The 22,198-nt window shown below is 46.5% G+C and carries 19 protein-coding genes; 10 read left to right on the top strand and 9 right to left on the bottom strand.

The features are described 5' to 3' along the window. Positions 1–83: 83 nt before the first annotated feature. The 3 genes from H1A11_RS16435 to H1A11_RS16445 all read left to right on the top strand — a co-directional run bounded on the left by H1A11_RS16435 (position 84) and on the right by H1A11_RS16445 (position 5,002). Positions 84–1,283 (top strand): glycoside hydrolase family 88 protein, encoded by a 1,200-nt coding sequence (locus tag H1A11_RS16435; RefSeq protein ID WP_117599828.1) that lies wholly within the window; start codon positions 84–86, stop codon positions 1,281–1,283. Then, positions 1,280–2,824 carry a sulfatase gene (locus H1A11_RS16440; protein WP_117599827.1) on the top strand — a complete coding sequence of 515 codons (1,545 nt, stop codon included), beginning with the start codon at positions 1,280–1,282 and terminating at the stop codon, positions 2,822–2,824. Before H1A11_RS16435 ends, H1A11_RS16440 begins: the two co-directional genes overlap by 4 nt. A gap of 147 nt (positions 2,825–2,971) precedes the next feature. Then, entirely contained in the window at positions 2,972–5,002 is a 2,031-nt protein-coding gene (locus H1A11_RS16445; RefSeq protein ID WP_171030420.1) for a patatin-like phospholipase family protein, read from the top strand. A gap of 139 nt (positions 5,003–5,141) precedes the next feature. Here the strand turns inward: H1A11_RS16445 and cysS are convergent, their stop codons facing one another. Continuing rightward, positions 5,142–6,617, bottom strand: a complete 1,476-nt coding sequence (cysS, locus tag H1A11_RS16450) for a cysteine--tRNA ligase (protein WP_008662079.1) — start codon at positions 6,615–6,617, stop codon at positions 5,142–5,144. A 125-nt stretch (positions 6,618–6,742) separates the two neighbouring features. On the opposite strand from cysS, the gene mnmA reads away from it, so the two are divergent. After that, the gene (gene mnmA / locus H1A11_RS16455) at positions 6,743–7,795 is read left to right on the top strand and encodes a tRNA 2-thiouridine(34) synthase MnmA (RefSeq protein ID WP_117599825.1); all 1,053 of its coding nucleotides are present in this window, start codon (positions 6,743–6,745) and stop codon (positions 7,793–7,795) included. A gap of 22 nt (positions 7,796–7,817) precedes the next feature. Here the strand turns inward: mnmA and H1A11_RS16460 are convergent, their stop codons facing one another. After that, positions 7,818–9,329 carry a GH3 auxin-responsive promoter family protein gene (locus H1A11_RS16460; protein ID WP_117599824.1) on the bottom strand — a complete coding sequence of 504 codons (1,512 nt, stop codon included), beginning with the start codon at positions 9,327–9,329 and terminating at the stop codon, positions 7,818–7,820. 122 nt (positions 9,330–9,451) lie between these two features. Between H1A11_RS16460 and H1A11_RS16465 the strand changes: the two genes are divergently transcribed. Then, a complete protein-coding gene (locus H1A11_RS16465) occupies positions 9,452–10,462 on the top strand; it encodes an ATP-dependent 6-phosphofructokinase (protein ID WP_035447667.1) in 1,011 nt (336 codons plus the stop codon). Here H1A11_RS16465 and rnc read toward each other — a convergent pair. Genes rnc through H1A11_RS16480 form a run of 3 tightly spaced genes read right to left on the bottom strand, consistent with a single transcriptional unit; the run spans position 10,421 to position 12,830 of the window. Next, entirely contained in the window at positions 10,421–11,299 is an 879-nt protein-coding gene (gene rnc, locus H1A11_RS16470) for a ribonuclease III (RefSeq protein WP_226791290.1), read from the bottom strand. The two genes, H1A11_RS16465 and rnc, sit on opposite strands and share 42 nt — an antisense overlap. Positions 11,300–11,306: 7 nt before the next feature. Next, the gene (gene fabF / locus H1A11_RS16475) at positions 11,307–12,572 is read right to left on the bottom strand and encodes a beta-ketoacyl-ACP synthase II (RefSeq protein ID WP_117599822.1); all 1,266 of its coding nucleotides are present in this window, start codon (positions 12,570–12,572) and stop codon (positions 11,307–11,309) included. Between the two features lie 21 nt (positions 12,573–12,593). Beyond that, complete coding sequence (locus tag H1A11_RS16480; RefSeq protein ID WP_004291965.1) at positions 12,594–12,830, bottom strand: acyl carrier protein; 237 nt, start codon at positions 12,828–12,830, stop codon at positions 12,594–12,596. A 149-nt stretch (positions 12,831–12,979) separates the two neighbouring features. On the opposite strand from H1A11_RS16480, the gene purN reads away from it, so the two are divergent. Continuing rightward, entirely contained in the window at positions 12,980–13,567 is a 588-nt protein-coding gene (purN, locus tag H1A11_RS16485; RefSeq protein ID WP_117599821.1) for a phosphoribosylglycinamide formyltransferase, read from the top strand. Here the strand turns inward: purN and H1A11_RS16490 are convergent. From H1A11_RS16490 to H1A11_RS16500, 3 genes are all read right to left on the bottom strand, one after another. Continuing rightward, positions 13,558–15,411 carry a sulfatase-like hydrolase/transferase gene (locus tag H1A11_RS16490; RefSeq protein WP_181757463.1) on the bottom strand — a complete coding sequence of 618 codons (1,854 nt, stop codon included), beginning with the start codon at positions 15,409–15,411 and terminating at the stop codon, positions 13,558–13,560. The genes purN and H1A11_RS16490 overlap by 10 nt on opposite strands. Before the next feature lie 116 nt (positions 15,412–15,527). Further along, positions 15,528–16,571: a 4-phosphoerythronate dehydrogenase PdxB gene (gene pdxB, locus H1A11_RS16495; protein WP_181757464.1), complete on the bottom strand. Its 1,044-nt coding sequence runs from the start codon at positions 16,569–16,571 to the stop codon at positions 15,528–15,530. Positions 16,572–16,617: 46 nt separating this feature from the next. Beyond that, positions 16,618–16,833, bottom strand: coding sequence for a hypothetical protein (locus tag H1A11_RS16500; protein WP_117866436.1), 216 nt, complete (start codon positions 16,831–16,833; stop codon positions 16,618–16,620). A 367-nt stretch (positions 16,834–17,200) separates the two neighbouring features. Between H1A11_RS16500 and H1A11_RS16505 the strand changes: the two genes are divergently transcribed. Genes H1A11_RS16505 through H1A11_RS16520 form a run of 4 tightly spaced genes read left to right on the top strand, consistent with a single transcriptional unit; the run spans position 17,201 to position 20,960 of the window. Further along, the gene (locus H1A11_RS16505; protein WP_005825968.1) at positions 17,201–18,346 is read left to right on the top strand and encodes a glycosyltransferase family 1 protein; all 1,146 of its coding nucleotides are present in this window, start codon (positions 17,201–17,203) and stop codon (positions 18,344–18,346) included. A 3-nt stretch (positions 18,347–18,349) separates the two neighbouring features. Next, complete coding sequence (locus H1A11_RS16510; RefSeq protein ID WP_005825966.1) at positions 18,350–19,387, top strand: histidinol-phosphate transaminase; 1,038 nt, start codon at positions 18,350–18,352, stop codon at positions 19,385–19,387. Further along, positions 19,384–20,115 carry an NTP transferase domain-containing protein gene (locus H1A11_RS16515; RefSeq protein WP_005825963.1) on the top strand — a complete coding sequence of 244 codons (732 nt, stop codon included), beginning with the start codon at positions 19,384–19,386 and terminating at the stop codon, positions 20,113–20,115. Before H1A11_RS16510 ends, H1A11_RS16515 begins: the two co-directional genes overlap by 4 nt. 17 nt (positions 20,116–20,132) lie before the next feature. Beyond that, entirely contained in the window at positions 20,133–20,960 is an 828-nt protein-coding gene (locus tag H1A11_RS16520) for a phosphorylcholine transferase LicD (RefSeq protein WP_005833794.1), read from the top strand. 21 nt (positions 20,961–20,981) lie between these two features. Here the strand turns inward: H1A11_RS16520 and H1A11_RS16525 are convergent, their stop codons facing one another. Beyond that, on the bottom strand, positions 20,982–21,899 hold the full coding sequence (locus H1A11_RS16525; RefSeq protein WP_005825959.1) for a glycosyltransferase family 2 protein: 918 nt from the start codon (positions 21,897–21,899) through the stop codon (positions 20,982–20,984). Positions 21,900–22,198 lie beyond the last annotated feature (299 nt).

The following is a 22,198-nucleotide window of genomic DNA, read 5'->3' on the forward strand; positions in this document are numbered from 1 at the left end:
TATTTAGGCGGGTCAAATCTGTACGCTTGCCCTACTTTTGCAGCAGGAAAAATCATAAACTCTTAATAAATAAATCCCTTATTATGAAAACAGTCCTCACTACATTGGGAATCTCCCTCCTTGTATTGGCAGGTTGCGCAGGGCAAAAGCAGGCTGAAAGCAACTTTATCCAAGAAAACATTGATAATGCTGTGGCTCAGGAGACAATTCAGACAGACATTATCGAGAAATCTGGTAAAATCCTTAATCCCCGCACCATTGATAAGGATGGGAACATTGTCTATGTACCTATCGACGATTGGTGTTCCGGTTTCTTCCCCGGTAATATCTGGCATATGTACGAGCTGACCGGTGACCAGAAGTGGCTGCCGCTGGCAGAGAAGTATACCGAGGATTTGGATTCGGTACAATACCTTACCTGGCACCATGATGTGGGATTTATGATTGGCTGCAGTTACCTGAACGGATACCGTTTTGCGGGTAAGGAAGAGTACAAGCCGGTCATCATACAGACGGCCAAATCGTTGTCTACCCGTTTCCGCCCTGCAGCAGGCGTACTTCAATCATGGGATGCAGATAAGGGATGGCAGGCTGAACGTGGCTGGAAATGTCCCGTTATCATTGATAATATGATGAACCTCGAACTGCTGTTCGAAGCTTCCAGGCTGTCCGGCGACTCCACTTTCTACAACATAGCCCGGAAGCACGCCGATACGACTATGGCTAACCATTTCCGTGAGGACAACAGCTGCTATCATGTGGTGGATTATGACCCCGAAACCGGTGAAGTCCGTAAGAGACAGACTGCACAAGGCTATGCCGACGAGTCTGCTTGGGCACGTGGACAAGCGTGGGCCTTGTATGGCTATACCATGTGCTATCGCTATACACACGATGCCAAATACCTGGAACAGGCTGAAAAGGTCTACAACTTTATCTTCAACAACAAGAATCTTCCGGAAGACTTGGTTCCCTACTGGGATTTCGATGCCCCCAATATCCCGAATGAACCTCGCGATGCTTCGGCAGCTGCCTGCACGGCGTCCGCCCTTTACGAGCTGAGCACTTATCTGCCGGATAAGGGATACAAGGAAACCGCTGACCGGATTATGGAAAGCCTCGCTTCTCCTTCTTATCGTGCTAAGGTGGGTACCAACGGCAACTTCATCCTGATGCACTCTGTGGGCAGTATTCCTCACGGTGCGGAGATTGATGTACCGTTGAACTATGCCGACTATTACTTCCTGGAAGGATTGATGCGTAAAAGAGACTTGGAAAAATGAAAACTCAATTAAATATTTTGTTAGGTGGTTTAGGTTTGTTCGCCTTGCAGGGCTGTAAAGCCCCGCAGGCAGAACAATCCGTCCGGCCGAATGTCATTTACGTTTTTCCCGACCAATACCGTAACCAGGCGATGGAGTTCTGGGGCCAGGAAGGTTTTCGGGAGAAAGTGAACTTTCGGAATGACCCGGTGCATACCCCACGCTTGAATGATTTTGCCCGGGAGTCGGTGGTATTGACATCTGCCATGAGCAACTGCCCGTTGAGCAGTCCCCACCGTGGCTCTCTGTTGACGGGAATGTATCCTAATAAGAGTGGTATTCCATTGAATTGCAATTCGAGCCGTCCCATCAGCTCCCTGCGTGAGGATGCTGTGTGTGTGAGTGATGTTTTCTGCAATGCCGGATATGACTGCGCCTACTTTGGCAAACTGCATGCCGACTTTCCTACCCCCAACGACCCCGAACGTCCCGGACAGTATGTGGAAGACCGCGTACCTGCATGGGATGCCTATACATCGAAAGAACGTCGTCATGGGTTCAATTACTGGTATTCTTACGGTACCTTCGACGAACACAAGAATCCGCATTACTGGGATACGGAAGGCCGTCGCCACGACCCGCGCGAGTGGTCGCCGTTACACGAATCGGGCAAGGTGGTGTCTTATCTGAAGAACGAGGGGAATGTACGCGACCCGAAGAAACCTTTCTTCATTATGGTAGGCATGAATCCTCCCCATAGTCCGTACCGTTCTTTGGACGACTGTATGGAGGAAGATTTCAATCTCTATAAAAACCAGCCTCTGGACAGCTTGCTCGTCCGTCCGAATGCCGACTCCAAGATGCTCAAGGCAGAGAGTGCACGCTACTACTTTGCTTCTGTGACGGGTGTCGACCGTGCTTTCGGTCAGATACTTGATGCCTTGAAGGAACTCGGGCTGGACAAGAATACCATTGTCGTGTTTGCCTCCGACCATGGAGAGACCATGTGTAGCCAGCATACGGAAGACCCGAAGAATTCCCCGTACTCCGAGTCCATGAACGTTCCTTTCCTGGTGCGTTTCCCCAATAAGATTAAACCCCGCGTGGACGACTTGATGCTTTCCTCGCCGGACATCATGCCTACCTTGTTGGGCCTTGCCGGCCTTGCCGACTCTATTCCGGCTGAGGTGCAGGGACGCAACTATGCACCGCTTTTCTTCGATGAAAAGGCAGATATTGTACGTCCTACCGGTGCTCTTTACATCCAGAACTTGGATGGTGAGAAGGATGCGGAAGGTATGGTCCGTTCTTATTTCCCTTCATCGCGCGGCTTTAAATCGGCGCGCTATACGCTGGCGCTCTACATTGATCGCGAAAACCATACGCTGGTCAAAAGCTTGTTGTTTGACGATGAAAAGGATCCGTATCAGATGAATAACCTTTCTTTGGAAGAAAACCAAGAAGTCGTAAAAGACCTTTGCGCAGAGATGGGCAAAGTATTGAAAGAGATTGATGACCCTTGGTATAAGGAAGGCATCTTGAAGGATATGATACCTTATTGATTGGAAATGGGTTATAGATAATCCTCCATAAATTGTTTGAACGTTTTTTGCGACCCGCTTCGACTGATAGTGAACTATTTGTCGGAGCGGGTTGTTTGATTCAGAATAGAATAAATTTACCAATACGTATTTAAGTAAATGATGGAGATGAAGTATAGACTATGGGCTTGTCTGTTGTTTTTGCCGATGGTTCTTTGGGCGTCCGGGCGTCCGAAAGTGGCTGTCGTACTCAGTGGGGGTGGCGCCAAAGGGACGGCGCATATCGGTGCTCTGAAAGTAATTGAAGAAGCGGGTATCCCTATAGATTATGTGGTAGGTACCAGTATGGGGGCCATTGTGGGAGGTTTGTATTCTATCGGATATACCCCGCAGCAATTGGACAGTATGGTGAATGCCCAGAACTGGAAATTCCTACTCTCGGATGCACCCAATCCTAAGGATGTGTTGCTGGACGACCGGTTGAAGTCGGAGCGCTATGTACTCTCTATTCCATTTTCTTTGAAATCTGCCGCTGTTTCGGATGCGGGTATCATAAAAGGGAAGAACCTGGCACGTTTGTTCTCCACGTTGACAGAAGGTTACCAGGATTCCGTGGATTTTAGCCGTCTTCCTATTCCGTTTGCCTGCGTGTCGGAAAATCTGGTGAATGGTAGTGAAGTCGTGTTCCGTGAGGGAATACTGGCCACTGCCATGCGTTCCAGCATGTCTATTCCCGGTGTGTTTGCTCCGGTAGACCTGGATGGAATGGTGTTGGTGGACGGTGGAATGGTGAATAACTATCCGGTAGATGTGGCGCTTGCCATGGGGGCCGACTACGTTATCGGGGTGGATGTGCAGAGCCCGCTGCTTAAGGCTTCCGAGCTGAAATCGGTGAAAGACATCTTCGGGCAAATCATCAATCTGCAAGGAGAGAAGAAATACCGTGAGAATCTGCGTAATACCGACGTATTGATAAAGGTGGATGTCACCGGCTATTCGGCTGCAAGTTTCACCAAAGAGGCCATCGACACTTTGATGGTGCGGGGAGAACGTGCTGCCATGGACAGTTGGGACGGACTGCTTGCCCTGAAACGGAAGCTGGGACTTGCAGACGATTATCAGCCTCGCCGTCCGGGACCTTTCCGCTTGCCCGGCGTGGCTGTTGATAGGGAGATTCCCGTTGATTCCCAAATAGCCGTCCCTGCTGTGCGGGAGAACAAGCTGAATGTCGGTTTTCGCTTTGATACAGAAGAACTGGCGGCGTTGCAGGCAAATACGGACTTCTATTTCGGCCGGCAGCGCGAGTCGCTGGTCAGCCTTACTGTCCGTCTGGGCAAGCGTACACTGGCACGACTCGGATATAGTTACCAGTGGGACGGTGGATGGCAGGCGGGACTTGCCTATCAGTTCGACTATAAAGATATGAATATTTACAATGAAGGCAAACGGGCGCTGGATTTGACTTTTACACATCAACTGGTCCGTATGGGGGCGGCGAAGGACTGGAACAATATCCAGGTCAGTCTGGGCATTGACTTTGATTACTACCACTATCATGATTTGCTGTCGCTCGATCCGTTAGCTTCGGCACTGTTTGAGAATTCGTCCTTATTCAGTTACTTTGCCGGACTTGTGTTCAACAACTTGAATGAGAGGAGCGCCCCTACAAAAGGCATGTCGTGGGCGGTATCCTATCATCTCTATACGGATAACTTCTTTCAGTATAAGGACAACAATCCTATTTCTGTTTTCGATGCCCGTTGGCAGGGATGTTTCTCTCCCTCGAGTAAGTTCACTGTCACTCCTTCGTTTTATGGACGCGTATTGTCCGGAAGCGGTAATTATCCTTTTGCCATCATTAATATGGTGGGGGGAACCATACCGGGGCGCTATATGCCACAGCAGATACCGTTTACGGGCATCAACCGTGCGGAACTGTCACAAGCCGCACTGCTGGTTGCAGGGCTGAACCTCAGACAGCGTATCTTGAAAAACCAGTATATATCAGTGATGGGCAGTTATGGGCGAAACTCCGGGAAGTTTCATCAGATTCTTGACTCTTCCAAATCGGCTGATATGGCAGGGGTAGGCATCGGCTATATGTACAAGAGTTTTCTGGGACCAGTGGAGATACAGTTGAACTGGTCTAATCAGACGAAGAAACTAGGGTGGTATGCTGGGTTCGGATTCGTATTCTAACGAGGATATATCAAAATATTACATGGATTTTATTTTCAGACAAAAGAACAGAAGAACAAGAGAAAAATATATTCTTTTGTTCTTCTGCCTAAAACTTACCCCAATCTGTATGATTCTGCGGTGAGTTATGATACTTTCATTATTTATTCAGCTTCCATTCGCTTCCGTCCTTACCGTCTTTAATCTCGAAACCGAGTGCGGTGAGTTCATTACGGATTTTGTCGGATGTGGCCCAATCTTTGTTGGCTTTTGCCTTTGAACGCTCTTCCAATAGCATGTCCACTACTTTGCCGAAGGCGGCTTCACGCTCTTCGTTGGAGGCGTTGTCTTCTTGTAATCCTAAGATGTCGAAGCAGAAGAGGTGGAAGGTTTCCTTCAATTCTTTCAGGTCTTCGGCTGTGATGGAATCGTTTCCAGCCAGGATATTGTTTACCATCTTGGCGCCGTCGAAGAGGTGGGCGATGACAATCGGTGAGTTCAAGTCATCATTCATGGCTTCGTAACACTTGGCACGCAGGGATTTCACATCTATGGTGGAGGTTGCAGCAGGGGTAATCTTGTCCAGTCCATGTACAGCATCCATCAGCCTTGCCAATCCCTTTTCGGCGGCTTGCAGCGCTTCGTTGCTGAAGTCTACCGTACTGCGGTAGTGGGCTTGCAGGGTGAAGAATCGGATGGTCATTGGGCTGTAGGCTTGCTCCAGCATGGGGTGCGTACCTTTGAAGAGCTCTTCCAATGTGATGAAGTTACCGTAAGACTTACCCATTTTCTGTCCATTCACGGTCAGCATGTTGTTGTGCATCCAATAATGTACCATATCTTCTCCTTGGGAAGCTACGGATTGTGCAATCTCGCATTCGTGATGCGGGAAGATAAGGTCCATACCGCCACCATGAATGTCGAAGTGCTCGCCCAAGTATTTCTTTCCCATGGCTGTACATTCGGCGTGCCAGCCGGGGAAGCCGTCGCTCCACGGGGAAGGCCAACGCATGATGTGTTCCGGTTGCGCACATTTCCAGAGAGCAAAGTCTGCGGGATTGTGCTTCTCGCTCTGTCCGTCCAGTTCGCGGGTGGTGTTGAGAACATCATCCAGGTTGCGTCCGGAGAGCTTGCCGTAGTGATGGTCCTTGTTGTATTTTTCTACATCGAAATAAACGGAACCTTCACTTTCATAGGCATATCCGTTCTTCAATATCTCCTTTACAAGTTCTATCTGTTCGATGATGTGGCCGCTGGCATGTGGCTCGATACTGGGAGACAGCACATTCAATGCATCCATCGCCTTATGATAGCGGTTGATGTAGTACTGTGCCACTTCCATTGGTTCCAGTTGTTCCAGACGGGCTTTTTTCGCAATCTTGTCTTCACCTTCGTCGGCATCGTGCTCCAGATGGCCCACGTCGGTAATGTTGCGGACATAGCGCACCTTGTAGCCGATGTGCGTCAGGTAGCGGAACAGCAGGTCGAAAGTGATGGCAGGGCGTGCATGTCCCAAGTGCGGGTCACCGTACACGGTCGGTCCGCAGACATACATGCCTACATGCGGTGCATGCAGCGGTACGAACAGCTCTTTTTTTCTATTTAAAGTGTTGTAAATGGTCAGTTGATGTTCCATAACAGTTGATTATTAGTTCTTTTAGGAGTACAAAGGTATAATAAATCTGTGAAAATCTATAATGATATTCTGTTTTATAAGAGTAAATGCAACGGATTTCACCTTCGTTTATTACTTTTGTATCCATGAAGTCAGATAAACGTGTATTGCTTGGCATGAGTGGCGGCACGGATAGCTCCGTGGCCGCCATGAGGTTGCAGGAAGCCGGTTATGAGGTGACTGGCGTGACTTTCCGTTTCTATGAGGCAGGAGATGAGACTGGGTATCTGGAAGATGCACGGGCTTTGGCCCTGAAGCTGGGGATGAAACACATTACCTATGATGCACGCGAGCTTTTCCGTTCGCGTATTATCCGCTATTTTGTGGAAGAGTATCTAAGGGGGCGCACTCCCGTTCCTTGCACGGTCTGCAATAATGAGCTGAAGTGGGTGCTGTTGGCTAAAATAGCCGATGAAAAGGGAATTTATTGGATTTCTACCGGACATTATGTGCGCAAGGTCTTGTCCGGAGCAAAGTATTATATAGCTCCTGCCGCGGATAAGGACAAAGACCAGACTTTCTTTCTATGGGGATTGAAGCAGGACATCCTGCAGCGTATGTTGCTTCCGATGGGAGATATTACGAAAAATGAGGCGCGCTCGTATGCGGCGGAGCGTGGTTTCGAGCAAGTGGCTGCAAAGAAAGACAGTATGGGGGTGTGCTTTTGCCCTTTGGATTACCGTTCCTTTTTGAAGCGTGAGGTTCCTGAAACACTATTATCCGGTAAAGGTAGATTCGTCGATGAAAAGGGGGATTTCTTGGGATGGCATGAGGGTTATCCGTTTTATACCGTAGGGCAACGTAGGGGCTTAGGTATCCATCTGAACAAGGCTGTTTTTGTGAAAGAGACAAGAGTGGAAAGCAATGAAGTTGTTCTTGCTCCACTATCTTCCCTCTACAAGCAGGAAATGTGGCTGGGAGAGTGGAACCTGGTGGAGAACAGCCGCGTGCTGGGTGCAGACGAGGTTATTGTGAAGATACGCTACCGTAAGCAGGCAAACCACTGCAAGGTAAGTCTTACAGTGGAGGGACTACTGCATGTCCGCTTGATAGAGCCGCTCGAATCTATTGCGCCAGGGCAGGCAGCGGCTTTTTATGATGAAAGCGGTCTGCTGCTGGGCGGTGGAATTATTTTGTGATAAAATCTGCTTTTATATTTTGTTATTTATTAAGCTTCAGCATTTCTTCTATGTATTCCCTTGTGTTGCTGAGTCGGGGTACTTTATGTTGTCCACCGAGTTTCCCCTTGCTATCCAGCCAATCGTGGAAGAGGTTGGGACGGGCGACGATGATTTCCAGTGGTTGCAGTGCCAGGTTATTCTGTCTTTTAGCTTCATAGTCGGAGTTTACCTCTTTCAGGGTGTCGTCCAATACTTTGGCGAACTTCTCCAGGCTGTCCGGCATTTGTGCAAATTCTATCAGCCACTGGTGGCGGCATTTAGCATTCCGGTCCATAAAGACTGGGGCGGCAGAATAATCTATGACCCGTGCATCGGTTTCGGCACATGCTCTGGCAAGTCCTCTTTCCGCATTGTCCACAATCAGCTCCTCGCCGAATGCGTTGATAAAGTGCTTGGTACGTCCGGTGATGACGAACTTATAGGGATTCTTCGATGTAAACTTCACTGTATCCCCAATCATATATCGCCATAAACCGGCAGAAGTGGAGATTACCATGGCGTAGTTCTTGTTCAGTTCCACCTCTTCGAGGCAGAAGGTACGCGGATTCTCCTTGCCTACATCTTCCAGCGGGATGAACTCGTAAAATATACCGTAGTCAATCATCAGTAACATGGCAGGATCGGTAGGGTCGTTCTGAGTTCCGAAGTAGCCTTCGGATGCATTGTAAGTCTCTACATAATGCATCTTGCTGCTGCGGACCACGTCTTTGTATTGCTCGCGGTAAGGAGTGAAGGCAACGCCGCCGTGGAAGAACACCTCCAGATTGGGCCATATCTCCTCAAGGCTCTGCTTTCCTGTCTTTTCCAATATATGTTTGATGAGTACAAGCATCCAGGACGGTACACCGGAAAGGTTGCTGACGTTTGCATGGATGGTTTCGCGGGCGATGGCCTCCATTTTGGGCTCGAAGTGCTCCATTAGGGCCGTCTGCTTGCTGGGTACGCGGACAAAGTTTACCAGCGGGTTGATATTTTCTATGAGGATGGCGGAGAGGTCGCCTACAAGACTGTGGTTGGTGTTCAGGTTGGGAGCGTGGCTGCCTCCAAGGATAAGCCCTTTACCGGAAAAGAAACGACTTTCGGGATTCTGTCCCAGATAGATGGCAACGGCATCCCGGCCTCCCTTGTAATGCGTGTCGTGCAAGGACTCCCGGCTGACGGGCAGGAACTTGCTCTTGTCGTTGGTGGTACCCGATGATTTGGCAAACCAACGTATTTCCGAAGGCCAAAGCAGATTCTGCTCACCGGCACGCAGGCGGGTTACATAAGGCTTTACTTCTTCGTAAGTTTGTATGGGAAGGCGCTTCTTGAAATCTTCATAAGTACGGATAGAGGTATAGTCATACTTCTTTCCCCATTCCGTATTTGCCGCTGTCCGGATGAGACGCTGCAATACAAGCTGTTGCAATTCACCTGCATGGCTGGTGTATTGTTCGATTTCTTTCAGACGGGGAGCAAAATATACCTTATTCAGAAACTTTGTAATATTCATCGTTCTTTGTGAAATCTTATTTTAAACCGCAAAAGTAATCTTATTTATCGGCATCTCTATCTTTTTTCTCTTTTTTTTCTATCTTTACGGACCTATAGAACAATAATTCAAACAAAAATATCATGAGAATAGGTATTTTGACTTCAGGGGGCGACTGTCCTGGCATCAACGCTACCATTCGCGGTGTATGCAAAACAGCTATCAACCATTATGGAATGGAAGTAATTGGCATTCACAGCGGTTTTCAGGGGCTGCTGACCAAGGATGTGGAGTCGTTTACCGAAAAGTCCTTATCCGGTTTGCTGAACTTGGGAGGTACGATGCTCGGTACTTCGCGTGAGAAGCCCTTTAAGAAGAACGGCGTGATGTCCGACGTGGACAAACCGGCACTGATAGTGCGGAATATCAAAGAGATGGGACTTGATTGTGTGGTCTGCATCGGTGGAAACGGTACGCAGAAGACAGCCGCCAAACTCTCCGCTATGGGGCTGAACATCGTATCCGTGCCAAAAACAATAGACAATGACATTTGGGGAACCGATTTTTCCTTCGGATTCGATTCTGCCGTCAGTATTGCTACGGATGCCATCGACCGGCTGCACAGCACGGCCAGCTCGCACAAACGGGTGATGGTGATTGAGGTGATGGGGCACAAGGCAGGTTGGATAGCCTTATACTCCGGTATGGCGGGCGGTGGTGACGTGATTCTGATTCCGGAGATTCCCTATAATATCCACCGTATCGGAGAGACGATTCTGAATCGGCTGAAGAAAGGAAAGCCTTACTCCATCGTGGTGGTGGCCGAAGGCATACAGACGGACGGGCGGAAGCGTGCCGCCGAGTACATCGCTCAAGAGATAGAGTATGAGACGGGTATTGAGACCCGCGAGACTGTGTTGGGATATATCCAGCGTGGCGGCTCACCCACACCTTTCGACCGTAATCTTTCCACACGTATGGGCGGACATGCCACGGAATTGATTGCCAACGGGCAGTTCGGGCGGATGATTACCTTAAAGGGAAATGAAATAGCTTCTGCACCGCTGGAGGAGATTGCGGGTAAGTTAAAGCTGGTGACGGAAGACAATGACTTAGTTGTCCAAGGACGTCGGATGGGAATCTGTTTCGGCTAATCTTTCTTGTGAGGATTTTTCAACAGCTTCTGCCATGGGATTATCTTCTGTGGCGGTTTCTGTTGAATGGTTTCGCTCTTTGGCTGCCTGGACTTCCTCCTTGAAAGCGGCATCCTTAATTTTTTTCAATGCCATTTGTGCCGCATTTTGTTGCGACTCCTTCTTGGAATAACCGGTGCCGGTGCCTGCCGATATCCCTTCGATGCGGACTTCGGTGTGGAACATCGGATTGTATTCTTCGTCGAGAAACTGTTCGATAAGCTCGAATGACACTTCCATTTTGTTCTTCTGGCTCCATTCGATGAGTTTTGACTTGAAGTTGACCTCTTTGCGAGACATCTTGTCGAGGTCGATATAGTTTTTGAAAATCTTCTCTTCCATGAACTGCTTGCAGCGGTCGTAGCCCTGGTCCAGATAAATGGCTCCAATGAAGGCTTCGAATGCATTGCCGTACATATAGCTGTTGTGGGACGAGGAGCGGGTGGAGTATTTCACCAGTTTGTCCAGTCCGATTTCCACGGCCAGTTTGTTGAGTGTTTCCCGCTGTACAATTTTGGAACGGGTGTTGGTGAGGAAACCTTCGCGGCGTCCTTCGAAATGGCGGTAGACAATATCTCCTACAATGGCGTCGAGGATAGCATCGCCCAAGAATTCCAGCCGTTCGTTGTTGATGGGACGTCCTTTTTCGGAGCGCATGGAGATGGATTTATGCAGCAAAGCCTGCTGATAGACCTTGATGTCACGTGGAAAGAAGCCGAGAATTCTGTAAAAACAAAAATAAGACTCTCTATCCTTGCGGAACAAGAGCCTTATTTTATCTATTTGGTTACGTAACACGACCTTATTATTCTGCGTATTTCTTGAAAATGACACACGCATTATGACCACCGAATCCAAAAGTATTGGACAAAGCTACGTTCACTTCGCGCTTTTGTGCTTTGTTGAACGTGAAGTTCAGGTCATAGTCGATGTTTTCGTCGTTATCACCCTCTTCGTGGTTGATGGTCGGAGGAACAATGCCATTCTTGATGGCGAGGATGCTTGCAATGGATTCTACCGCACCGGCAGCGCCCAGCAAATGACCGGTCATGGATTTTGTTGAACTGATGTTCAACTCATACGCATGCTGTCCGAATACCTCTTTGATTGCTTTTGCTTCCGAAATATCACCTACGGGAGTAGATGTACCGTGAACATTGATATAATCTACTTCTTCGGGTTTCATTTCTGCATCTTCCAACGCATTCAACATCACTAACTTGGCTCCCAAACCTTCGGGGTGAGAGGCTGTCAGGTGATGAGCGTCGGCAGACATTCCTACGCCGGCAACTTCCGCATAGATTTTGGCACCGCGTGCCTTGGCGTGTTCCAGTTCCTCTAGAACGAGACAACCGCCACCTTCACCCATGATGAATCCGTCACGGCTTGCGCTGAACGGACGGGATGCAGTTTCGGGAGAATCATTGCGGGTTGACAATGCATGCATGGCATTGAAACCGCCTACACCGCAAGCGGCGATGGCAGCTTCCGAACCACCGGTTACGATAGCATTGGCCTTACCCAGACGGATGAGGTTAAACGCATCGGCAATGGCATTTGTGGAAGTGGCACATGCAGAACAAGTTGCGTAGTTGGGACCATGGAAACCATACATGATGGAAATTTGTCCGGCAGCAATGTCCGAAATCATCTTGGGGATGAAGAACGGATTGAATTTGGGGCCGTTTTCCTTACCGGTCAGGGCATAGTTGCCCGCCTCTTCTTCGAATGTACGGATGCCACCGATACCGGCGCCGAAGATGACACCGATTCTGTTTAAATCCTCATTTTCGACGTCAAGCCCAGAGTCACCTACCGCTTCTTTGGCTACTGCAATGGCATATTGTGTGTACAAGTCCATCTTGCGGGCCTCTTTGCGGTCCATATATTTGGTAGCATCGAAGCCTTTTACTTCGCATGCAAACTGAGTCTTGAAAAGCGATGCATCGAAATGAGTAATAGGTCCTGCTCCACTAACCCCATTCACAAGATTTTCCCAGAATTCGGGAACACTGTTGCCAATGGGAGTAATGGCGCCGAGACCTGTTACTACAACTCTTTTTAATTCCATGTTATAAACGAATGGATAAGATTACTTAGCGTGTTCTTCGATGTAAGATACAGCATCACCTACAGTACCAATCTTTTCAGCCTGGTCATCGGGAATAGAGATACCGAATTCCTTTTCGAATTCCATGATAAGTTCTACAGTGTCAAGAGAATCAGCTCCCAGGTCGTTAGTGAAGCTAGCTTCGTTAGTAACTTCTGATTCTTCTACGCCTAATTTATCGACGATAATCGCTTTCACTCTTGATGCAATTTCAGACATAACTTTAAGTTTTTAATTAATAATTAGTTTTATTTCTTTAAATTTGCGGTGCAAAGGAATGAATATTTATCATTCCTCGCAAATATTTGATGAATTAAATGCACCTTTTTGCACATTTTTCACGGTTTTGTGCAGTGATTGGAGGGATTATGGGAAAAAATATCGCAGTTTTAGCGTCGGGAAGTGGTACGAATGCCGAGAATATCATCCGTTATTTCCGGGAAAAAGGTTCGGCACGTGTGGCTCTGGTTTTGACTAACCGGCAGAATGCGTTCGTTTTAGAGCGTGCCAAGGGGCTGGGAGTGCCTTGTGTCTGGTTTGCCAAGAGCGATTGGGAAAGTGGAGAGCTTATTTTGTCGACGCTTCGAGAGTATGATATTGATTTTGTGGTATTGGCAGGATTCCTGGCACGTGTGCCGGACAATATTCTGCATGCTTATCCCAATAAAATGATAAATATACATCCTTCGTTGCTGCCCAAGTTCGGCGGAAAGGGGATGTACGGCGACCGTGTGCACGAGGCAGTGATTGCTTCCGGCGAAAAGGAAAGCGGTATTACCATCCATTATACGAATGAGCATTATGACGAAGGCGGAATTATCTGTCAGCAGAAATGCCCCGTACTGCCGGGCGATACGCCGGAGGAGCTGGCGCAACGCATCCACCGGCTGGAGTATGAATACTATCCGAAGGTGATAGAGGAGTTGGTGGAAGGCCTCTCTCCCAGTTATTTATAGAATCGGTTAAGGGAGAGGATGGCTTCGTTCAGCTTGCGGTTGTCTATCTTGTAGTTTTCCAGGGGATTCAATGCACTGTCACTGATCTCTATATATCCGGAAGGGTGTTTTTCTAGAATAGTATGATTTTCTACGATAAAGGCATAATTGAGATGGTCACCCATGATATGCCAGTTCCGTGGACAAGTATCGGTTATTAAATGCCCCATACTGTAATCGGAAGGCGGATTGGTTACACCCAGCACTTTATTCATTAAGGTTGGTGCAAAATCATAGTGCGTGGTACGGTGATGGTAAGTATGTGGCTGTTCTCCCGGTTCATATAATAGGAAGGGGATATGTGTTTGTACCGGTGAATAATTACTGCCGTGACCCCAATAATTTTTATGATTCTCATTGAATTCTTGTCCATGGTCTCCGGTAATGATGACCAGGGTATTGTCCAGCTGTTTCTTTTCCTCAAGTTTGTGGAGGACGCATCCCACCAGTGAGTCGGCTTCCGCCACGCAGTTGTAGTAGAGGTTCAGGAAAGGAGTAGGGTCTATGTCGTTGTTCAGTTTCATATAGTCGGCGAACTCCCAGGACGGTTGGAAACGATAAAGCTTGTCCTTCGGCACTTCATATCCGTGTGCCAAATCATAGAAGAGAAAGGAAAAGAAAGGTTTTGTACCGCTGCCCAGCGTATCGAGTGCTTGCAGATAATCTGCTGTAATACGGCAGTCGCGGTCATAAACGGTTTTTCCTTCGGTATGGGTACGCAAGTCGGGTACCTTTGAGAAAAGTATTTTGGCAAATGGCGGGTTGACGATTGTAGCACTGGGATAAATACCTATCTGATAATTCTGCTTCAATAGTTCTTCTATGAGCAGGGGCTGTATGCCCGACACCTCAAAATCGGTCCAGTAGATGGATGAGAGACTGAAGAAAAGCCCGAAGATACTTCCACGTGTGCCATTGCTGCTGCTTAGATGGGAGGTGAATCTGCTGCAACTGTCGGCAAAGTGGCTGATATGAGGTGTAATGTCCTGGTTAAAGGCGCGGTAGTTCCATGAGTCTATGGCTATCAGCACTACATTCTTGGGGTTGGAATGGACTTCGTATTTCAAAGAATCTATCGGATAGTTGAGGTCAGCAGACTGCTTTTTGTTGTTGAAGTTCATTTTAATGACATCCTTGGATGAGACCACTCCTAACTTCATCATCAGGCGGGTTGCCGTAAGCGGGAAGTAATAGGGCAGGCAGGGGGCGCTGCGAATCACTGAAGTCTTTTGCGCTACGGCGGCATAGGCATGATAAAAGTTAGAGAATAGTGCAAACAAAATCAGAGTGGCAAGTACAGGACGGAAGCCACAGCGGTGAAAGCGGGTATAACAATGGCCTGCAAGTATTCTTAGCAAAGTATTGGCGGCAAATATACCCACTAATACTCCTGCAATCTTCAGATAAAGCCAGAAGCTGAATGTGAAAATCTCACTGTTGCCCTCTCCAACCAGGAGATTCAGTACAAAACCATTGATATGGAACTTGTAAAGACTGTACACACTGCCGTCTATGTAAGCAAGTATATTGAGTAATGATACAAGAATAATGTGTGTGATGGCGGCGGCTTGATGGCGCCGGACGGTAATGGCTACGATTAAGGATATGATGTAAGGAATAAGTGCCCACAAGGCGGCATGTGAGCAAGCGGCCGTTATATAAAACATCCAGCCTCCCACGTCCATCATGGCGAGCCGGGGACTGTGAATCAGATAAAACAGAAATTGTATGGCAATCGTCAGAGTTGAAATTGCATAAAAAATAAATCCTTCACTGAGTGATTTCTCTAACTGTATTTTTTGCATTGATATTGTAATGTTTTGCCTATAGTTTCCTCTGATTCGGCATTGATAGTAAAGGCGTGAGGAGCTTATATAGTGACGTCTTTTGTATTATCGGGCTGTATCTCTAAATGTATGTGCTACTTTGGGATATAAGTGTAAGCATCTTTTTCTCTTCGTAGCGGGTAGTCTCCCCGCAATTTTTCAAATTGTTCGGGATGTGTTTTCAGTGCTTCGCTGTCCCTTCTCGGGTCATACATTTGCAGATATGCTTCTGCCAGGCTGCCGGCGGTAATAATCGGGTTCCAGGGTTGGGGGGGAGCGATGCGGTAGTCGGCTTTGATGTGAAAGAAACGGCAAAGGGCATCCAGGGACATACGGGTGGCATTGGCTTTTCCGTCGGCTGAATAACCGGCTATATGGGGAGTTCCAAGGAACACTCTATTTAATAAGGTAAGATTGATATCAGGCTCATTCTCCCATACATCAATGATGGCATCGGAAATCAGTCCGTCTTCTAAGGCATTCAGGAGCGCATTGGTTTCAATCACCTCTCCACGTGAGGTATTGATAATGACGGGACAGCGTTTTAATGACCGGAAGAAAGTATGGTCTGCCAAATGGAATGTTTTGTATGGCCCTTCCTTATATAAAGGTACGTGGAAGGTGAGGATATCACATTCTGCTGCGAGTGCTTGCAAGGAACTGAAATCGCTCTCTCCTTCCTTGTCTTGCCGGGGCAGGTCATTCTTCAGGACACGCATGCCTAGTTCTTGCCCTACTTGGGCTATTTTGCTACCCACATTGCCTACGCCGATGATGCCTAATGTCAATTCGGACAGTTGTACTCCTTTGAGTTGTTGCAATAATAGTAAGGCTGATTGCACGTATTGAGCTACGGATGCTGAATTGCATCCGGGGGCATTGGTCCAAGCGATGCCTGCTTCACGGCAATATTCCGTATCTATATGGTCGAAGCCTATGGTGGCGGTAGCAATGAAGCGGACTTTACTGCCTTCCAGCAATTCCTTGTTGCAGCGGGTGCGGGTACGTATAATCAGTGCATCGGCATCTTTTACCAACTCCGGAGTGAAGTCTCTGCCGGGAGTATAAATCACGCTGTCGGCTATTTTTTCGATGGCTTCCTTAATAAAAGGTATCTTGTTGTCAACAATGACTCTCATAATGCTGCTGTTCTTTTCGACGATTCTCCATCGTGCGAAGATACGACTAATCCGTCAAAGTGGCTAAGTAATGCCCGGAAAATAATTTGGCTCTTTCCGTTTTTAAGTTTGCATTTCTGCCCTCACCGCTCTCACTCTTTTCTTCAACTTCCCTATTCATCGGCATTGCAGGGGTGGGTGAGAGCAATCGAAAAGGGTGAGGGTAAATTTTGCTCTCACCCGTGTTTTCTTCCGTTCCGCATCCTTCTTTCTTCTGTTGCATCCTTTTCATTCTTTCGTTTTACTTTTGGATTCTTCAGCAGCCCACGTTAGTGAGCCGTGATGTTCACTTGAGTGAACTAAACAGCTCACTAGTGTGGTTGAATTGGTTCATAACAGTGGGCCGATGATGAATAAAGTAGTTTTCGGGAAGGAGATAAGGTGTTTGAAGGATAAAACAATGGGCCAGTACGGATTGAACAATGGGGATGTGCCCGATTCCGTACTTGGTTTTTGTAACAGACAGCAAGTGATTGCTCATCTCTATCTTATGTTTTATAGGTGAATTTGTGTTTTTGTCAAAAAAGGAAAGCGAAATAGACTGCTATATGAGGATTATCTTGTACATTTGCAGCTGAAACTTTTTAGAGATGAGAATAGGATACGACGGAAAACGGGCTGTGCAGAATTTTACGGGATTGGGCAATTACAGCCGGTATGTGGTGCAGTCATTGTCAGCCTTTGCTCCGGAAAACGAGTATTGGTTGTATGCTCCGGTACACCGTGAAAATCAGCAACTCTCGTCGATGGTGGCCGAAAGCCGGGGAACGGTATCGGTACATTATCCATCTTATTGGCTCTGGAGAGGAATGACTTCGTTGTGGCGCGTGGGAGGTATACGCAGGACTTTGAAACGGGACAACATACGGCTGTTCCACGGATTGAGTAACGAACTTCCCCTGACCATCCATCGGGTACGGGAAGTAAAGAGTGTGGTGACTGTTCACGACCTTATTTTCCTGAGACTTTCACATTGTTTTTCGTTGGTCGACCGCTTGATTTATAACTACAAATGCCGCTATGCATGCAAGCATGCAGACCACATCATTGCTGTGAGTGAGTGTACCAAGCGTGACATCATACATTATTATGGAATTCCTGCGGATAAAATTTCCGTTATTTACCAAGGGTGTAGTTCTCTGTATGCCTGTCGTGTCGGTAAGGATAAGCGCAAGGAGGTGATGCGGAGTTATCGGTTGCCCGAACGCTATATCTTGTCGGTGGGCACCATTGAGGAGCGTAAAAATGCGCTGGCCATTGTGAAGGCTTTGGAGTATCTGCCCGATGAACTGCATTTTGTTCTGGTAGGGAGACCCACAGCCTATATCCATCAGCTGAAAGAGTTTATGACAAAAGCCGGATTGCAAGACAGAGTACATTTTCTGCATGGTATCCCTTCGGACGATTTACCTGCCATTTATCAGTCGGCCGAGACTTTTGTATACCCATCCGTTTACGAAGGTTTTGGCATCCCTATTCTTGAGGCTTTGCATTCCGGCATTCCGGTGGTAGCAGCAACCGGCTCTTGTCTTGAAGAAGCGGGGGGGGAGCATTCATTGTATGTGCGTCCCTATGATGTGGAGGGATTGGCGGCAGCGATTGCCCGTACACAAGAGCCTTCTTTGCGTGCCACCATGATTGAGGAGGGGCTGAAGTGGGCACAGCGTTTCACGGAGGAGCAGATGGCGCGTGAGACGATGGAGTGTTATCGGAAAGTATTAACAAAAGAAACCTAAGATATGAATTATTTGGACCGCAATGAGTTTAACTACGCACCTTCGCAAGAGGTGGTGGAGGCTCTAAAGAATTTTGATATAAACAAACTCTGTTTCTATACCCGTATCTACGACGAAGGCAAGAAGAGTATTCTGTCTGTTTATCTATCTGAATCTTACGGAATTGATGAACCGCAGGTACTGTTGGGTTATGGTGGAGAAGATATATTGAAACAAGCAGTCCACTATTTCCTGACCCAAGAGGATGGGAACAAGACGATGCTCATTCCTAAATTCTCGTGGTGGTACTATAAATCCATTGCTGATGAAGTGGACGGGCATACGTTGCAGTATCCATTGTATGAGGATGGCAATACCTTTAAATATGATTTCGCTGCCATGAAAGAGATGGTACAGCGTGAGAATCCCAAGGTCTTATTAATCGCTTCGCCCAATAATCCCACCGGTAACGGTCTGACCCCCGCAGAATTGGACGCTTTGTTGGCTGAGTTGCCCGTAACAACCATCGTTTTGGTGGACGAAGCCTATGCCTCTTTCGTATCTACTGATACGGACTATATTAAAATGCTGGTTGATAAATATCCCAACCTGATTATTTCACGCACGCTTTCCAAGTTCTACGGATTGCCCGGATTGCGCATGGGGTTTGGGTTTATGAGTAAGGAGTTGGCCAGCTTTGGCAAATACAGCAACAAATATCTGGGTTATAACCGTATCTCTGAGGATATTGCTATTGCCGCACTGAAATCGGATGCGCATTACCGGAATATAGCACGGCTGATGAATGAGAGTCGCGCCTGCTTTGAAGCGGAGATAGGGACGTTGCCTGGTTTCAAGGTATATGAGTCGGTGGCGAACTTTGTCCTTATAAAATATCCGATTGTCTTGAAAGAACGCTTACAGAAAGCTTTTGCCGACGAGGATTATAAGGTGAAGTTCATGAATGAACCAGACATCAATACCCATTTGCGTATTACCTTGGGGCGTCCTGAACAGAACCGTATTGTCATTGACACCATTAAAAAAATTGCATTACAATGAAAGCGGTTATATTGGCTGCAGGGATAGCTTCGCGTTTGCGTCCGTTGACTGATACCACTCCAAAATGTCTGTTGAAAGTTGGAGAGCGTTGTTTGCTGCAAAGAGCCTTTGATGCATTGCTGCAGAATGGCTTTCGGGAGTTTGTCATTGTCACCGGTTATAGACAGCAGCAGATTGTGAACTTTCTGGAAGCTCATTATCCGGCATTGGAGGTTACGTTTATCTATAATGAGAAATATGCTTCTACCAATAATATCTACTCTTTATGGCTTACACGGCCTTATGTAGATAAAGAGGACATTCTGTTGCTGGACAGCGATATCCTTTTTGACCCGCAGATTGTAGCCAAGTTGCTTGGATATGGTCAAGCGGATGCGTTGGCTCTGAACCATCATACATTGGGGGAAGAGGAAATCAAGGTAATAGCGGACAATGATGGCAAGGTGTTGGAAATCAGTAAGACGTGCTCCATATCCCGAGCTATTGGCGAGTCTATTGGCATCGAGAAGATGTCTGCCGCTTATACAGAAGCGCTTTTCCGGGAATTGGAGGTTATGATTACCAAAGAAGGTTTGGATAATATCTTCTATGAACGTGCTTTTGAGCGTCTCATACCGCAAGGACACTCTTTCTATGCGCTTGACACTACCGAATATTTTTCTGTGGAGCTTGATACGGTGAATGACTTTGAACAAGCACAGCGGTTGATTCCTTCACAACTTTATTAATTAATGGGCTGATTTTTATGGCAGATTATGATATACGTCCTTTGCAGCTTCGTATTTTGAAGATATTGCTTGCTGTGGATAAAGTTTGTAAAGAACATGGTTTGCGCTATTATATAATGGCCGGTACTATGCTTGGTGCAGTCCGTCATAAGGGATTTATCCCTTGGGACGATGATTTGGATATCGGTATGCCGAGGGCTGATTATGATTTGTTGATGTCTCATTCCAAGGAATGGCTTCCCAAGCCTTATGAGGCTGTCTGCGCAGAAAATGATCCGAATTATCCATTACCTTTTGCCAAGATACAAGATGCGGATACGACTCTTATCGAGCGTATGCATTTGAAATACTTGGGAGGTATCTACTTGGACGTATTTCCATTGGACGGTGTACCGCAAAGCAACCTGAAACAGAGGATTCATTTTGCCCGGTATGAATTTTACAAGCGGGTGCTCTATTTTATCTACCGCGACCCTTATAAACATGGAAAAGGTCCCGGCTCATGGTTGCCGCTGCTGTGCCGGAGACTTTTTACTACTGCCGGCGTACAGAGGAGTATCAGAAATGTGATGACCACCTATGACTTTGACAAGTCTTCTTTAGTCTGTGATTATGACGACGGTATGCGCGGTATTATGCCCAAGGCAGAGCTGGGAGCTCCGACTCCCGTTTCGTTTGAGGGCGAAACAGTGTGGGGAGTACAAGATTATGACGCCTATCTGACCCGAAAATATGGAGACTACATGGTTATACCGAAACAAAGCGGGCAGAGACAGCATAATTTCCACTATTTGGATTTGGATAAGCCCTATTCTTCACAAGAAAGTTCCAATTCTATTTTATAATTTTGCTCTTTTAGGGAAATGTTAGACAAATGTTTTTTTCCAAAATTTCCATAAGGGACCGAAATCTTTGGTTAATAAATAAAATATGGCTTTTAGGCGGCCGCGTATTAGGCTTATTTTGAATCTATTTCCTGTTTTGAAAGTTCCTATCTTTTGGGATTTGAAATCTTTTCCTTTGTAAGTGAAAACTTTGCGGAATGTGGATGAAGTCATGCCCCATTTTAATAGAAATTGCATTTGACCACAATTCTTGCGTATGCGGGTAGTTGATTTTGTTTCAAAATGATAGATGCGACTGGCTTGTAGCCCTTTCATGAATCTGACTCCACACATATATAATTTTGCGGTGAAATCTGGGTCGCTGTACATTCCGGGTGAGTATTCTATACTATAACCGCCTACTAAATCCCAAATGTCCCGGTGTACGATATTGGGAGGAATGGTAGCTCCCATCCAGTCGTTTATTTTGTAGTTCATGTATTCTTTCAGTAATTTATCTTCTTGAAAAGTTTCGATACTGTCTCCATAATTGGCTAAGATGGTTGATGCGCTTTGTGTATGTGGTTGTATTGATGTAGCTGAAAGAAAGAAATAATTGTCAGACAGTTTTTCTATTTCGTCATAGAGAACCTTGTCCCAAAAAGGGAGTACATACATATCATCATTCAAAAATAGAATATAATCAGTTTTGACTTTAGTGCGCATCATATTCATAGCAAAACATACTCCGATATTCTGCTCAGAATGTGTGTAATCAATACCTGCTTTTTTTATCCACTCTAAGGTTCCGTCACTTCCATCGTTTACGTGTACAATGATTTGGTGATTGTAGTAAGAGTTTCTTTGGATACTTTGTATGCATAGTTTTAGGAAAGCAAGGTTATTCCATGTAGGTATAACGATTGAAAATAATCTGTTTTGAGATTTTATAGCTGTCATCTTTTGCTAATTGAGAAAATAAGTACAAAGATATTTATATAAATGGAGTTTTTGATTATAATTACTTGAAAACATTTATATTTTATAATATGCAAAAACAATATTGGTGTGAAATATACTGTTTTATGAGTGATATATAATACCTCTAGATTTCTTGTAGACAATAGTTTGGACTTGGATTGAATTTTTATGTTTGTGTTTTGTGTAGGCTGATGTTCTATATTGTATGATTAGCCTATATCGCTATTTGCGAAACTTGAATTAAGTTATTACTTTTGTGCCGAATCAGCAATTCTAAT

The sequence above is a fragment of the Bacteroides sp. CACC 737 genome (genome assembly GCF_013874375.1).
In the GTDB taxonomy this organism is placed as follows: Bacteria; Bacteroidota; Bacteroidia; order Bacteroidales; family Bacteroidaceae; genus Bacteroides; species Bacteroides uniformis.

Bases quoted from the DNA above. Each gene is read 5' to 3' on its own strand.
- H1A11_RS16435 (WP_117599828.1), top strand. From the start codon at position 84: ATGAAAACAGTCCTCACTACATTGGGAATCTCCCTCCTTGTATTGGCA.
- H1A11_RS16440 (WP_117599827.1), top strand. From the start codon at position 1,280: ATGAAAACTCAATTAAATATTTTGTTAGGTGGTTTAGGTTTGTTCGCC.
- H1A11_RS16445 (WP_171030420.1), top strand. From the start codon at position 2,972: ATGAAGTATAGACTATGGGCTTGTCTGTTGTTTTTGCCGATGGTTCTT.
- cysS (WP_008662079.1), bottom strand. From the start codon at position 6,617: ATGGAACATCAACTGACCATTTACAACACTTTAAATAGAAAAAAAGAG.
- mnmA (WP_117599825.1), top strand. From the start codon at position 6,743: ATGAAGTCAGATAAACGTGTATTGCTTGGCATGAGTGGCGGCACGGAT.
- H1A11_RS16460 (WP_117599824.1), bottom strand. From the start codon at position 9,329: ATGAATATTACAAAGTTTCTGAATAAGGTATATTTTGCTCCCCGTCTG.
- H1A11_RS16465 (WP_035447667.1), top strand. From the start codon at position 9,452: ATGAGAATAGGTATTTTGACTTCAGGGGGCGACTGTCCTGGCATCAAC.
- fabF (WP_117599822.1), bottom strand. From the start codon at position 12,572: ATGGAATTAAAAAGAGTTGTAGTAACAGGTCTCGGCGCCATTACTCCC.
- H1A11_RS16480 (WP_004291965.1), bottom strand. From the start codon at position 12,830: ATGTCTGAAATTGCATCAAGAGTGAAAGCGATTATCGTCGATAAATTA.
- purN (WP_117599821.1), top strand. From the start codon at position 12,980: ATGGGAAAAAATATCGCAGTTTTAGCGTCGGGAAGTGGTACGAATGCC.
- H1A11_RS16490 (WP_181757463.1), bottom strand. From the start codon at position 15,411: ATGCAAAAAATACAGTTAGAGAAATCACTCAGTGAAGGATTTATTTTT.
- pdxB (WP_181757464.1), bottom strand. From the start codon at position 16,571: ATGAGAGTCATTGTTGACAACAAGATACCTTTTATTAAGGAAGCCATC.
- H1A11_RS16500 (WP_117866436.1), bottom strand. From the start codon at position 16,833: ATGCAACAGAAGAAAGAAGGATGCGGAACGGAAGAAAACACGGGTGAG.
- H1A11_RS16505 (WP_005825968.1), top strand. From the start codon at position 17,201: ATGAGAATAGGATACGACGGAAAACGGGCTGTGCAGAATTTTACGGGA.
- H1A11_RS16510 (WP_005825966.1), top strand. From the start codon at position 18,350: ATGAATTATTTGGACCGCAATGAGTTTAACTACGCACCTTCGCAAGAG.
- H1A11_RS16515 (WP_005825963.1), top strand. From the start codon at position 19,384: ATGAAAGCGGTTATATTGGCTGCAGGGATAGCTTCGCGTTTGCGTCCG.
- H1A11_RS16520 (WP_005833794.1), top strand. From the start codon at position 20,133: ATGGCAGATTATGATATACGTCCTTTGCAGCTTCGTATTTTGAAGATA.
- H1A11_RS16525 (WP_005825959.1), bottom strand. From the start codon at position 21,899: ATGACAGCTATAAAATCTCAAAACAGATTATTTTCAATCGTTATACCT.